Source organism: Sphaerisporangium rufum (assembly GCF_016863395.1).
Classification (GTDB): domain Bacteria; phylum Actinomycetota; class Actinomycetes; order Streptosporangiales; family Streptosporangiaceae; genus Sphaerisporangium; species Sphaerisporangium rufum.
This window is the reverse complement of the sequence record NZ_BOOU01000070.1, coordinates 1-13,167: the sequence shown is the minus strand read 5'-3', so window position 1 is coordinate 13,167 and position 13,167 is coordinate 1. Positions and strand designations below refer to the sequence as shown.

Annotated in this window: 11 protein-coding genes and 1 pseudogene; 7 read left to right on the top strand and 5 right to left on the bottom strand. The window is 75.3% G+C overall.

The window, feature by feature from the left end; genetic code table 11:
• Window positions 1-119 precede the first annotated feature (119 nt).
• The 4 genes from ligD (at window position 120) to Sru01_RS26050 (ending at window position 2,504) form a co-directional block, all read left to right on the top strand.
• Window positions 120-1,025, top strand: a complete 906-nt coding sequence (gene ligD, locus Sru01_RS26065; protein WP_239137745.1) for a non-homologous end-joining DNA ligase — start codon at window positions 120-122, stop codon at window positions 1,023-1,025.
• 60 nt (window positions 1,026-1,085) lie between these two features.
• Window positions 1,086-1,328 carry a hypothetical protein gene (locus Sru01_RS26060; protein WP_239137744.1) on the top strand — a complete coding sequence of 81 codons (243 nt, stop codon included), beginning with the start codon at window positions 1,086-1,088 and terminating at the stop codon, window positions 1,326-1,328.
• Window positions 1,329-1,528: 200 nt separating this feature from the next.
• Window positions 1,529-2,149: a TetR/AcrR family transcriptional regulator gene (locus tag Sru01_RS26055; protein WP_239137743.1), complete on the top strand. Its 621-nt coding sequence runs from the start codon at window positions 1,529-1,531 to the stop codon at window positions 2,147-2,149.
• 124 nt (window positions 2,150-2,273) lie between these two features.
• Window positions 2,274-2,504 carry a DUF3107 domain-containing protein gene (locus Sru01_RS26050; RefSeq protein ID WP_203990706.1) on the top strand — a complete coding sequence of 77 codons (231 nt, stop codon included), beginning with the start codon at window positions 2,274-2,276 and terminating at the stop codon, window positions 2,502-2,504.
• Between the two features lie 448 nt (window positions 2,505-2,952).
• Here the strand turns inward: Sru01_RS26050 and Sru01_RS26045 are convergent, their stop codons facing one another.
• Window positions 2,953-3,660 carry a ferritin-like fold-containing protein gene (locus Sru01_RS26045; protein WP_203990701.1) on the bottom strand — a complete coding sequence of 236 codons (708 nt, stop codon included), beginning with the start codon at window positions 3,658-3,660 and terminating at the stop codon, window positions 2,953-2,955.
• Window positions 3,661-4,059: 399 nt separating this feature from the next.
• On the opposite strand from Sru01_RS26045, the gene Sru01_RS26040 reads away from it, so the two are divergent.
• Together Sru01_RS26040 and Sru01_RS26035 are read left to right on the top strand one after the other, a co-directional pair.
• Window positions 4,060-5,946 (top strand): DEAD/DEAH box helicase, encoded by a 1,887-nt coding sequence (locus Sru01_RS26040; protein WP_239137742.1) that lies wholly within the window; start codon window positions 4,060-4,062, stop codon window positions 5,944-5,946.
• Between the two features lie 187 nt (window positions 5,947-6,133).
• Complete coding sequence (locus Sru01_RS26035; RefSeq protein WP_203990697.1) at window positions 6,134-7,012, top strand: alpha/beta fold hydrolase; 879 nt, start codon at window positions 6,134-6,136, stop codon at window positions 7,010-7,012.
• 80 nt (window positions 7,013-7,092) lie between these two features.
• On the opposite strand, the gene Sru01_RS26030 is transcribed toward Sru01_RS26035, so the two are convergent.
• From Sru01_RS26030 to Sru01_RS26020, 3 genes are all read right to left on the bottom strand, one after another.
• The gene (locus Sru01_RS26030) at window positions 7,093-7,995 is read right to left on the bottom strand and encodes a RecB family exonuclease (protein ID WP_239137741.1); all 903 of its coding nucleotides are present in this window, start codon (window positions 7,993-7,995) and stop codon (window positions 7,093-7,095) included.
• Between the two features lie 102 nt (window positions 7,996-8,097).
• Window positions 8,098-8,829, bottom strand: a complete 732-nt coding sequence (locus Sru01_RS26025) for an MBL fold metallo-hydrolase (protein WP_203990694.1) — start codon at window positions 8,827-8,829, stop codon at window positions 8,098-8,100.
• 118 nt (window positions 8,830-8,947) lie between these two features.
• Complete coding sequence (locus Sru01_RS26020; protein WP_203990693.1) at window positions 8,948-9,583, bottom strand: DUF6758 family protein; 636 nt, start codon at window positions 9,581-9,583, stop codon at window positions 8,948-8,950.
• A gap of 72 nt (window positions 9,584-9,655) precedes the next feature.
• On the opposite strand from Sru01_RS26020, the gene Sru01_RS26015 reads away from it, so the two are divergent.
• Window positions 9,656-10,078, top strand: coding sequence for an NUDIX hydrolase (locus tag Sru01_RS26015; RefSeq protein WP_203990692.1), 423 nt, complete (start codon window positions 9,656-9,658; stop codon window positions 10,076-10,078).
• A gap of 126 nt (window positions 10,079-10,204) precedes the next feature.
• On the opposite strand, the pseudogene Sru01_RS26010 reads toward Sru01_RS26015, so the two are convergent.
• A pseudogene (locus Sru01_RS26010) lies at window positions 10,205-13,167 on the bottom strand (hypothetical protein); the annotation flags it as partial.

Genomic DNA, 13,167 nt, shown 5'->3' with positions numbered 1-13,167 from the left:
TGTGGAATGCCGTATCCGGTCAAACCATTGCCTGGGACGGCCGCCGCCAGACCTCAGCACGGGAAAAGAAATCTTCAGGGAACCCCGGGGTAGGCACCGAGACGAGGGAAGGGGCCGACGTGACGTCGAAGATCCGGGTGCGGGTGGACGAGCGCGAGCTGACGCTGACCAACCTGGACAAGGTGCTGTACCCGGACGAGGGGTTCACCAAGGCCGAGGTGATCGACTACTACACCCGGGTGGCCCCGGCGATGCTCCCCCACCTGCGCGGCCGCCCGGTCACCGTCAAGCGCTATCCCGACGGCGTCACCGGGCCGTTCTTCTTCGAGAAGAACCGGCCCGCGCACACGCCGGGCTGGGTGCGCACCGCGCGACTGCCCGCGCCGGGCAGCACCAAGGACCGCGACACCATCGAGTACGCGGTGGTGGACGACCTGGCCACCCTGGTCTACCTCGCGAGCCTGGCCGCGCTGGAGTTCCACGCGCCGATGTGGCGGGTCGGCCCGGACGGCACGGCCGAGCGGCCCGACCTCATGGTCTTCGACCTCGACCCCGGCGCCCCGGCGACCATCGTGGAGTGCTGCCGCGCGGCGCTGCGCGTCCGGGAGGTCCTCGCCGAGGACGGCCTGGCCGGCTGCCCGAAGACCAGCGGCAACAAGGGCATGCAGGTGTACGTGCCGTGGGACCGCGACGACGACCCCTCCGCCTACGCCCGGGCGGTGGCCCGGCGGCTGGAGGCCGAGCGGCCGGACGAGATCGTCAGCCAGATGGCGCGCCGGCTCCGTCCCGGCAAGGTCTTCATCGACTGGAGCCAGAACAACCCGGCCAAGACGACCGTCGCACCCTATTCGCTGCGCGCCAACCCGCGGCCGACGGCCTCCACGCCGCTGCGCTGGGCCGAGGTGGAAGGGTGCGCCGATCCCGGCGATCTGGTGTTCACCGCCCCCGAGGTGGTGGCGCGGGTGGCCGAGCACGGCGACCTGATGGCGCCCGGGCGACCGGCCGGTGGGCCCTTCGGGCCTTAGCCGGGCCGCACCGGGGTATGGGAGCCGAGAACGCCCGGCGACCCGAGGAGAACGAGACCGATGTCGGAGATGTACGTGGACCCGGACCAGCAGCGGGACGAGGCCCCGGAGCCGGTGGACGAGGTGGCCGGCGGGCTGCCGGCGGTGGGGGCCGAGGTGCCCGAGGCGGACGCCATCGACCAGCATCGGACCGTCCACGACGAGCGCCGCGAGTTCCCGCCGGCGATCCCTTACGACGCCGACCCGGCGGACGCCGCCGACCAGGAGCGCTCGGTGGACTTCGGCGACGACGACTATCGCTGACTATCGCTGCCGGCTTTACCCGCGCGTAGGATGTCACCGCACCGGATGCAGGGAAGCGAGGGGAGCCCGACACCCGGCCGGTGGCGACCTGACGACCAGCACATGACCCACGACCAGCCGACGGCCGGCCCGGGCCGGCCGGCTCCGGCCGCCCGGCGGTGACGCCGCACGGCGCGTGGCACGTCCTCAAGGAGACTCTCGTGACCGCTACCCCGGACGCCAAGCCCCGGGGCACCCGGCTGCCCCGGATGGCCCGCCGCCGCCAGTTGCTGAACGCGGCGCAGGAGGTCTTCGTGGAGAACGGCTACCACGCGGCCGCGATGGACGAGATCGCCGAGCGGGCCGGAGTGAGCAAGCCGGTGCTCTACCAGCACTTCCCCGGCAAGCTCGAGCTGTACCTGGCGCTGCTCGACCTGCACGTCGACGACATGGCCAACCGCTGCCGCGAGGCGCTGGCCTCCACGACCGACAACAAGCAGCGCGTGCACGCCGCCATCGGCGCCTTCTTCGACTTCGTGTCCAGCCAGGGCGAGGCGTTCCGGCTCGTCTTCGAGTCCGACCTGCGCAACGTCGCCCCGGTCCGGCAGCGCATGGAGCGCTCGCTGCGGGAGAGCGCCGAGATGATCAGCCAGGTGATCCAGGAGGACACCGGCTGCTCCAGCGACGAGGCCCACCTGCTCGGTGTCGGCCTGGTCGGCATGGCCGAGGTCAGCGCCCGCTACTGGCTGGCCAGCCACGGGTCCATCCCGAAGGACGTTGCGACCCAGCTCATGGCGCGGCTCGCCTGGCGCGGCATCGGCGGCTTCCCGCTCACCGGCTGAGCCTTCCGGCCCGGTTACGCCCTGGGCGAGTTGTGTTCGCTGGACGCGATCAGCCGGCGCGCGGGAGCGGCCCAGGGGACACGATGGTCCGGCAAGCAGGGTGGACGTCGGAAGGTGGAGCACCATGGAAATCAAGATCGGCGTGCGCTCCGTGCACCGCGAGATCATCGTCGAGACCGAGCTGTCGGCCGAAGACGTGGAGACCGAACTGCGCAACGCGCTGGCGGCCGACCGCGGCGTCTTCTCGCTGACCGACGTCAAGGGACGCCGGGTGATCGTGCCGGTCGCCGCCCTCGGGTTCATCGAGATCGGTGAGGACGAGTCGCGGCCGGTCGGCTTCGGCGGCACGCTGTAGGACCGGCGCGGTAGGACCTGCGCTGCAGGACCGGCATCGCGGCGGCACCGGCCGGCGCGGCGGGGACGTCCCCGCCGCGCCGGCCGGTGCCGGTCCGGCGGACCGGCACCCCCGCGGGTCAGGCCCGCGGGCGGCCCGGCGGGCTCCCGGTCACCGGTCCGCGCACTCGTCGCGGCGGGTGATCGAGCAGCCGCGCGGGCGGCGCCTCCTTCGGACGTCGTGCCCCTTCCGGCGGACGACCGGGCAGTCGTCCCCTCTCCTCAGCACGGGGCGCGAGGTCCAGTGATCGGGTCCACATCTCATCAAGGAGCTGCCGTAGCGGCGCCAGGCCCTCATGTCTCGAACGCTACAACCGGTCGGGCGGTTCGCGCCTCTCGATCGGGGCACCGAATCGGCCAAGCTCCGGAAACCTCACCCGCGCGGCGGTTCCCGCCGCCGCGGCGGCCGGTCAGGGCCCGGGGACCAGGCCGAGCGCGGCCATGCGCTTGCCGTGCTCCTCGGTGAGCCGGGCGAAGAGCCGGCCGACCTCGATCAGCCCGGCGTCCACGCCGCCGGCCGGCGGTGCCGCGCCGCCCTCGGGCGCGGCCTCCCGGCCCCCGGCGACCAGCAGCAGGGCGAGCTCGGGCCGGGCCGCGGCCAGCCGGTGTCCCTGGCTGAGCGCCTCGCCGACCATCCGCCGCGCCCACAGCGCGAGCCGCCCGCACAGCGTCGCGTCCTCGGCCAGCGCCGCGCGCACCCGCTCGATCACGAACTCCGAGCGCACCTCCTCGGCGAGCACCTCGTCGACCAGCGCGCGGGTCCGCGGGTCGACCTGCCGGGCCGCCTCGCGATAGAAGTCGCCGGCGATCCCCGTCCCGACGTACGCCTTGATCAGCGCCTCCCACCAGTCCCCCGGCCTGGTCTGGGCGTGCCAGTCGTCCAGGGCCGCCACGAACGGCTCCATGGCCCGCTCCGGGTCGGCACCGAGCGAGGAGATCCGGTCGCGCAGCAGCCGGAAGTGGGCGTACTCGGCCGCGGCGATGCCGCTCAGCTCGGCCCGGTCGGTCAGCGAGGGCGCGAGCGCGGCGGCGTCCTCGGCCAGCCGCAGGAAGGCGGTCAGCTCCGCGTAGGCGAGCACGCCGAGCAGATCGACGACACCGGCAGGGGAATCACTCATGCATGCAGCGTACGAGCAGTGGCCGCCGCCTTCACCCAGGCACGGCGGCCGGCGGCCGGAAACCCGCCGGCTCCACCGGCAAGATGAAGAAATCGGCTCACACTTGTGGTATCGAGTACACTGCCGGGTAAGAGTGCGACCGCAGTACGTCATCCCGGGAGATCGCCTCCCGACAACCCCCGACGCGCACTGCGCCGCGGCGGTCGCCGAGACGAGATGAGGGTTGGCTTTTCCGCGCGGACCCGGTACGAGTTCCTCGGCCGGCGGATCCCGGAGGCCCGCCTTCGCAGGAGACTTAGGCAGGCAGAGCTGACCACGTTCCGAGACCTTGGAGTCATACCCGAGATCGCTGATGCCCTGGAGACCGAGGGCATCACCTCACCGTTCCCGATCCAGGAGATGGCGCTGCCGCTCGCGATCAGCGGGCAGGACGTCATCGGGCAGGCGCGAACCGGCACCGGCAAGACCTACGCCTTCGGTGTGGCGATGCTGCAGCGGGTCGGCAAGCCCAGGAAGAACCGCAAGAAGCCACGCGGTCTGGTCGTCGTACCCACCCGAGAGCTGGCGCTCCAGGTGACCGAGGACCTGGTCGTCGCGGGCGGCAAGCTGGGCTCGCGCATCCTCACCGTGTACGGCGGGCGCGCGTACGAGCCGCAGATCGAGGCGCTCAAGCAGGGCGTCGACGTGATCGTCGGCACCCCGGGCCGGCTGCTCGACCTGGTGAAGCAGAAGCACCTCGACCTCGGCCAGGTGTCGATGCTGGTGCTCGACGAGGCCGACCGCATGCTCGACCTGGGCTTCCTGCCGGACATCGAGCGCATCATCAAGCTGATCCCCGCCGAGCGACAGACGATGCTGTTCTCGGCGACGCTGCCCGGCGAGATCGTCGCGCTGTCGCGCCGCTACCTGGCCCGCCCCACCCACGTGCGGGCGGAGAACCCGGACGCCGGCGGGGACGACGTGTCGAAGACCGTCCAGTTCGTCTGGCGCACGCACCGGATGGACAAGATCGAGATCGTCGGCCGCATGCTGCAGTGCGAGGGCCGCGGCCTGACCATGGTGTTCTGCGAGACCAAGCGCGCCTGCGACATGGTCTCCGAGCAGCTCAAGGAGCGCGGCTTCGCCGCGGCGGCCGTGCACGGCGACCTCGGCCAGGGCCAGCGCGAGCAGGCGCTGCGCGCCTTCCGGAACGGCAAGATCGACGTGCTGGTCGCCACCGACGTGGCGGCCCGCGGCATCGACGTCGACGACGTCACCCACGTCGTCAACTACGACTGCCCGCAGGACGAGAAGGCCTACGTGCACCGCATCGGCCGCACCGGCCGGGCGGGCCGCACCGGCGTCGCGGTGACCTTCGTCGAGTGGGAGGACCTCGCCCGCTGGAAGGTCATCAACAACGCCCTCGGCCTGGACTTCGCCGATCCGGTGGAGACCTACTCCACCTCGCCGCACATCTACGCCGAACTGGGCATCCCGGCCGGCACCAAGGGCGTGCTGCCGCGCGCCCAGCGGTCCCGGGCGGGCCTGGCCGCCGAGGAGATCGAGGATCTCGGCGAGACCGGGCGGATCCGCAGCCGCCGCGACCGTGACGACCGGCCCGGCGGCCGGGACCGCGACGACCGGCGAGACCGCGACCGCGAGGATCGGGCCGAGCGCCGCGAGCGCCCGTCCCGAGACCGGTCACGCCGCCGCACCCGCGGCGGGCGGTCGGTCGAGCACGCCGAGCAGCCGGCCGCGGTTCCCGCACTGGCTCCGGGCGGCGACGTCCTGGCCCCCGAGGCGACGGTGCCGGCCGCCGAGCGCGCCGTACCACCGGCCGAGCGGGCCCTCGTCGAGCAGGCACCCGCCGAGCGGGCGCCCGTGGCCCAGGCACCCATCGAGCGGGCGCCCGCAGCGCAGGCGCCCGCCGAGCGGGCGCCGGTGGCCCAGGCCCCCGCCGAGCGGGCACCGGCCCAGCAGGCACCGGCCGCCGGCCGGCGCGCCCGCCGGGGCGCGGACACGAGCGCCATCTCGGACGCGCTGTCCGGAGTGACCCCGGCCCCGGCCGAACACGGCGGCGCGAGCGCCCCGCACGCACAGGAGGCACTGATCGACGCTGAGGAGTTCGCACCGGTGAACCGCCCGGCCCGGCGGACCGAGCCGGAGCGCATCGTCCCGGCGTCGCCGTTCGCGATCGTCTTCGTGTCGCCGGACCTGGCGACCACCGACGACGACGTGGCGCCCTCGGCGGCCTCCGAGCGCGGCCGGGGCCGCAAGTCCGGCGGGCAGCGCCCCCGGAGGAGCTGAGGCGGCCGGCCGTGAACGGCCGTGGCCAGGCCGATGACCGGCGGACCGCCCTCGCGGGCGGCCCGCCGGGTCGCGCCGTCCTGGCCGTGATGATCCGAGCGGGTGAAAGAGTGGAACGGCAACCGCGCGACCGGCGTGAGTTCTTCGATGGTGTCGCCGTCGCGGAGTCGCAGTATCGTGGTGCCGCGTGAGCACGCCGCGCTTCCTCGACCTGCCCCCAGGCGTCCGTGCCCGGCGGATCCGCACGCCGGTGGGCGCCTTCGCCGCGCTGGAGGCGCTCCCGGTCCGTGGTGTGCCCGAACGCTGGCCCGCGCTGCTGGTGCCCGGTTTCACCGGCAGCAAGGAGGACTTCATCGCGATCCTGGAGACGCTGGCCACCGCCGGGCGGCGGGTGGTGGCGATCGACATGCGCGGCCAGTACGAGACGCCCGGCCCGGAGGATCCCGCCGCCTACACCTGCGCGGCCCTCGGCGAGGACATCGACGTGCTGGCCGCCGTGGTCGGCGACGGCGAGCCGGTGCACCTGGTCGGCCATTCCTTCGGCGGCCTGGTGACCCGCGAGGCGGTGATCGGCGGCGCCACCAAGCCGGCGTCCTACACGCTGATGAGCTCTGGCCCGGCCGGGATCACCGGGTCGCGCGAGAAGGCGGCCCGGGTGTTGCTCAGCGAACTGCCGGAGTTCGGGCTGGAGTACCTCTGGTCGCACCGGCTGGAGCCCGAGGCGATCGTCGCGGGCATCCCGGACGACATCCTGGACTTCCTGCGCCGCCGGCTGTTCGCCAACTCGCCGATCGGGCTGACGACCATGGCCACCGAGGTGCTGGACGCGCCGGACCGGGTCGACGACCTGAGCGAGGTCGACGTGGCCACCCTGGTGCTCTACGGCGAGCACGACGACGGCTGGCCGCCGTCCGCGCAGGCGGAGATGGCGAGCCGGCTGCGCGCGGAGTGCTTCGTGGTGCCCGGCGCGCTGCACTCGCCGGCCGTCGAGGCCCCGGAGACCACCGCGCACGCCCTCACCCGGTTCTGGAACCAGGCCGAGCAGCGGCTGCTGCAGGCCGGCTGACGGGAGCCACCGGGCCGGCCGATCGGGCGGGCCCGGTGCCTGGTGGCCGCGGGCGGGCGAGCACTGGCGCGCGGGCCGGGTCAGCCGTCCTCTTCGGCCAGGCCGGCCCACGGCACCCGGTCGGTCCCCGCCGCCCGGCCCTCCGGGCAGTGGCGGCGGTAGTCGCACCACGAGCAGATAGGGCCCGGCCTGGGCTCGAACAGCCGGTCGAGCTCCGGCGGGACGTCCGCCGGGCTGCCGTCCGCCGGGCCGGCCGCCCGGGACGGCGGCCGCTCGCCCCGCCAGGCGCGGTAGGCCTCGTCGGCGTCCGCCGCCTCTGTGGCGATCTCCTCGGCGCGGCCCAGGTGGCGTCCCAGGGACTCCTCGGTGTGCTCCCACGCCGCGATCGCCCCGGACGGCACGTGATGCAGTTCCACCCGCCGGCAGGCGCGGTGCAGCACCCGGGACGCGGCGATCGCGTAGATCGCCATCGCCAGCGAAGAGCGGGCGTCGTCCTCGGTGAGCGGGCGGCGGCCGGTCTTGTAGTCGACGATCACCAGCTCGTCGCCGCGGCGGTCGATGCGGTCCACCCGGCCGGAGACCGCGATGACCCGGGTGCGGGTGGCGACGGTGCGCTCCACGCCGACCGGCTCGTCCGCCGGGTCCAGCGTGCCGGCGTAGCCGGTGACCATCTCGCGGGCGCGGTCCCGCCACCGGGTGGACTGCTCGGCGCCCCGGAACCCGTCGGTGAGCCAGCCCTTGGTGAGCAGGACGGCCGCCATGGCCGGCGTGCGCCGCTCGTACGGCTCGCGCCACCAGCCGGCCAGCGCGTTGTGCACCGAGGCGCCCACGCTGTTGTGCGCCCACGGCGGGCCCTTCTGCGGGGCGGGCCGGTCCAGGTAGGTGAAGCGATACCGCCGCGGGCAGTCCAGCCAGGTGTTCAGCCGGGACGGCGTGCACGTGTAGAGCCGCCGCGGCATGCCCTCGAGGCCCAGTTGCCCCACGGGTCCCCTTCCCTCGCCAACGTGAAGCCCGGCCGCGCGGGCATGGCCGCGCGGGCATGGCCGCCCGGCCGCCGCGCGCGGGCGCGGACCGGCCGGGTGGTCTCAGTCGTCGTCGAGGTTCAGCTTGATGCCCGCGACGCGGCTGCCGTCCGCCAGCGGCCCGGCGGGCGCGTCATCGTCGCCGTCGCCGTCGCCCTCGCCGCGGGTCAGCGCGCCCGACAGCCACGCGTCGAAGTGCGGCTCCTGCTCGCCGATCGTGGTCTCCTCGCCGTGCGCCGGCAGCACGCGGGTGTCGCCGGGCAGGGTGAACAGCCGCTCGCCGATCGCGGTGAGCTGGTCGGCCAGCGCCGGGTACTCCCCGGCGAGCTTGCCCGGACCGTCGGCGAGCAGCGTCTTGCCGGTGAAGACCACCCCGAGCGCCTCGACGTAGAGCGAGACGCCGCCGGGGGTGACGCCGGGCGTGGCGATCACCTCCAGTTCGACGTCGGCGACGCCGAAGATGCCCTCGTCCTCCATGTCGATGTCGGGGTAGGTCTCCCGCCAGGTCTCCCGCCACAGGCTGCGGTCCTTGCGGTTGAGGGCGACGACGGCCTCGTCGCGCGCCGCCACCTCGATGGCCCCCGACACGTGGTCGGGCAGGCCGTGCGTGCAGACGACGGCGAGCACCTCGCGGTCGCCCACGCTGGACAGGATCGTCTCCGCGTCGCGCGCGGGGTCGATGACGATGACCTCCTCGTCGTCACCCACGATCCAGGTGTTGTTCTCCACCTTGTGCTCGGCGTCGTCGATCGTCACGACGCCCTCGGTCACCACTCGCTCGATACGCGCTGTCACGGCCACGACCTTACCGAACAGTCGGGCCCGTCCGGATGGGCAACGGGCAGCACTTGCGGGGGAAATGTCAGGAAAGTCGGCGGCGTCGGGGACGCCGTCCCTGCCGCGCCGGCAGCCGTCACGGCTCGTCGCCCAGCCGCGGCGAAAACGCGCCGAACGGCAGGTCGAACTCCTGGTCCTGCTCGCGCAGGTCACGCAGCGACAGCTCCGCCAGCGCGACCAGGCAGCCGGCCTCGGCGGGCCAGCCGACGACCCACAGCCAGTTGCCCATGGCCTCGCCGACGTAGACGGCGCGGTCCGGCGCGCTCTCCACCCACCACAGCGCCGTCGGGTGGCCGTAGGTCTGCACCTTGGCACCCGGCGGGCCGAGGTCGAACCCTGGCCCGGGGTCGGGGCCGGGCAGCCCGGCGAACGCGGCGCCGAGCCCGACGCCCGGCTCCTCCGCCACCAGCACCAGGTCGGCGGGCCCGTGCGTGACCGAGGGGCCGGACAGCGCCACCACCCCGGCGCGCAGGCCGCCCCCCTCCTCGCCGGCGTCGCCGAACCCGGTGACCAGCCAGCCGGGCGGCAGCGGCCAGGGCAGCCAGAACGGCACCCGGGCCTCCTTGCGGACCTTCTCGACCACGTCCAGGGACGGGCGCCTGGCCTGGAACGGCAGCACGGCGCCGTGCACGGCGCACTGCCAGTCGCTGGACCACGCGCTCGGCGGGCGTAGCGGGCCGAAACACCGAGGACAGTTGGGTGCGCCTCTCACAGTTACCCACGGTGCTGCGGCACACGCGGATTAGTCAAGGGCCCGCCCGTTATCACGGCGTAATCTTGGCGTATGCGGGTGCGGTGCGTGGGCGGGATCGTGATGGACGCGGCCGGGCGGCTGTTGCTGGTCCGGCGCGGCCGGCCGCCGGGCGCCGGGCTCTGGTCGCTGCCCGGCGGCCGGGTGGAGGCCGGCGAGTCCGACGCCGAGGCGCTGGTCCGCGAGCTGGCCGAGGAGACCGGCCTTTCGGTCCGTCCCGGCCGGCTCGCCGGCACCGTGGCACGCCCCGGGCCGGGCGGGGTGGTGTACGAGATCCACGACTACTACGCCACCGCCGCGCCGGGCACCCCGCGCCCCGGGGACGACGCCGCCGCGGCCGGCTGGTTCGCCCCCGCCGACCTGGCCTACCTCCCCCTCACCGACGGCCTGCTGGCCGCGCTGCGCTCCTGGGACGCCCTCTCTCCCGACCACGCCGCCCCGCCGCCCCTGGACTGACCCGCCGGCCCCGGATGGACCCGCCGGCCACGCCGCCCCGCCGCCCTCCGGCTGACCGGCCGTCCCGCGGCCCGGGCGTCCGGGCCCGCGGGCCAGGCGTCCGGGGGCCGCGGGCCGGCCCGCGGCTCAGCGGTCGAAGGAGGTGCGCCAGAGGGTGAGGTGGTCGGAGGTGTAGGTGGTGGACCGCCCCACCGCGACCACCCGGTCGCCGATCAGCGCGATGGCGCCCAGCCACTGCGCGCCCTCACCGGCCATCCCGTCGCCGGTCAGCCGGTGCCGTTGCCACTCGCGGCCGTCCGCCGAGGTCCAGACGGCACTGTCGCCGGACGCCGGCGGGCCGTGGGAGCCCACCGCCACCAGGGCCGCCTTGGCGGCTGTCAGGTCCAGCACGGCGGCCGGGGCGGTGGCCGGCAGCCAGGAGTACTCCCAGCTCGCGCCGTCGTCGGTGGAGACGGCCGCGAACGGGCGCTCCCCGCCCTCGTCGGTGGTGGCGCCGCCCACCGCCACCACCCGGCCGTCGTGCACCAGCACCCGGCGCAGGGTGGCCGCGTGGGCGCCCTCGGGCACCACCCGCTTGCGCGCCGACCAGTTCAACCCGTCCGGCGACACCCAGACCACGCCGGAGGTGCGGCCGGCGGTGCCGGAGCCGCCCACCGCCATGAACCCGTCCGGGGTCGCCGTCACGTCCTCGATCCGGACGTCGGCACCGCCGACCGGGATGCTCCGCGGCGCCGCCCGGGAGTATCGGCGCAGGTCGGCCGAGTACCACAGCGCCGCCACCACGCCGCCGGGACCGCTGTCGTCACCGGCCACCACGTACCCCTCCGGACCGGCGGCGACCACCCGGGGCACCACCGAATAGCGCCCGGAGGACCCGAAGGCCGGCGAGTCGGGCACCGGCCGCCAGGAGCGGGCGTCCGCCGACACCGCCAGCAACGGCCGCAGGAACGCCGAGTCGGCGGTAGTGCTGCCGACGGCCAGCCAGCCGTGCGGGCCGTGCGCCACGTCGTTGAGCGCCTGCCGGCCCGCGCCGCCCAGCGCCGGCGAGGCGGCCGGCTTCCAGTTCTGCCCGCCGGCGCTGGTCCAGATGCCCGCGTCGCCCTTGACCGAGCCCACCGCGACGAACGATTCCCCGGCGGCGGCCAGCGCCGTCGTCTCCCGGGCGGTCCGGGTCAGGCCGCTGATCTCGTCCAGCGGCACCGGGGCGGCCGGCTTCCCCTTGGCCGCGGTCATCAGCACCGGCAGGTTGTCCAGGCCGCCGGACCGCTGGTCACCGGCCGCGATCACCGTGCCGGCGTCGGTCACCGCCAGGCCGCGCAGCGTGCCGGGGATCTGCCCGAGGTCGGCGCTCTCGGTCCACTTGCTGCCGTCGGTGCTGGTGAAGACGCCGTACCGCTCCCAGCCGGACTCGGCGACCGCCGCGACGCCGTCGCCCGCGGACGCCAGGCCGCGCACGCCGGTGGCCTCGCGGCCGAGGCCGCCGATCGCACCGCACTGCCGCCATTCGTCGCCGAGCTCGGAGCAGTAGACCCGCACCTCGCCGGCGCCGGTCTTCTGCAGCGTCGGCACCAGCACGAACCCCTTGCGGGTGACGGCCAGCGCCCCCGGCTCGGGCCGGACGCCCGGCAGCGCGGCGGCGGTGCGCAGCCACGTCCGCCCGCCGTCCGGCGAGCGCAGGATCACCGAGGTGGTGTCGCCCTTGCCCGGGTCGGCGAGCGCGACGACGGCGTCTCCCCGGGCGACCACCGCCCGGATCGCCCGGACCTTGTCCGTGCCGCCGATCTCGGCGGACTCCACCCGGCTCCAGCTCTGTCCGTCGGGGGACACCCAGGCCACCGGGGCCGGGCCGCTGTCCGGCACCGTCGTGGCGCCGACGGCGACGAACCCGGTGGTCGTCCGGGCCAGGTCGGTGATCCGGTCGCCGCCCCAGAACGGGGCGAGCCGCGACGGGTCGACCGCCGTCCAGGCCCGCCCGTCGGTGCTGGTCCACATGCCGCGCGCCGCCGGCCCGGCCGCGCCGGGCGCCTCGGTGCCGGTGGCCAGCCAGCGGCCGGCACCGCCCGCCACCCGGCCCGCCGACCCCGCCTGCCGGTAGCCGGCCGCCCCGGCGACCCGGCCGAGCTGCCAGGACCGGCCGCCGTCGGCCGAGATCAGGAAGAGCGGGCGCGGCACCGGGCTGGTCGTGTCGCTGCCGACCGCGACCACGGTCTGGCCCACCGAGGTCACCGCGTTGAGCACCTGGCTGGACCCGTTGCCGCTGACCCCGGGCGGCGCGACGAACGCCTGGTCCCCGGAGCCGCCGTCCCCCGCGGCCAGCCGCAGGCCGGTGTTCACCGGCGCGTTCAGCCAGTTCACCACGGCCAGGCCGATGCCGGCCGCGGCGAGCATCGCGGCGACCACGATGACCGGGGTGAGCACGCCCCGCCCGGGGCGGCGGCCGATCGGCCGCCGCGGCTGCCGGGGCTGCCGGGGCGCGGGCTGGTCGCGGTGGTGCCGGCCGCGTCCAGCGGCGGCGCGCGACCGGGCCGGGCCGGAGGCGACCAGCACGTCCGGATGGACCGGCCGGGCGGTCGCCGGCTCCACGTCCGGCGGGCTGGGGAAGGCGGCCGGGAGGGGCTCGCGTTCGGGCTCGGCCGGGATGGCCGGCCCGGTCCGGATCCCGTGCTCCTCGCGCGGCTCTTCGTCCGGCCACCCCCGGTCTCCCCAGGCGATGGCCCTCGGCTCCGACTCCGGCGCACGGTCACCCCAGGCGACCCTGGGCTCCGACTCCGGCCCTCGGTCTCCCCAGGCGACCCTGGGCTCCGACTCCGGCGCACGGTCCCCCCAGGCGATGCGGGGCCGCTCGGTCTCGGTCTCACCACCGGTCCAGGCGACCCGGCGCTCCCCCGGCTCCAGGCCGCCGTCGCCCCAGGCAGGCGGCCGGCCTTCGGACGCCCGGTCTCGGTCGTCCCGGCCCAGTCCGTGGCCCTCGGACTCCCGAGCGCGGTCACCCCAGGTGATCCGGTGGCGCTCCGCCTCGGTCTCCCGGTCCCTCCGGCCGCCGTGACGCTCCGCCTCGGGCCCGCCGTCGCCCCAGGCGCCGTGCCCCT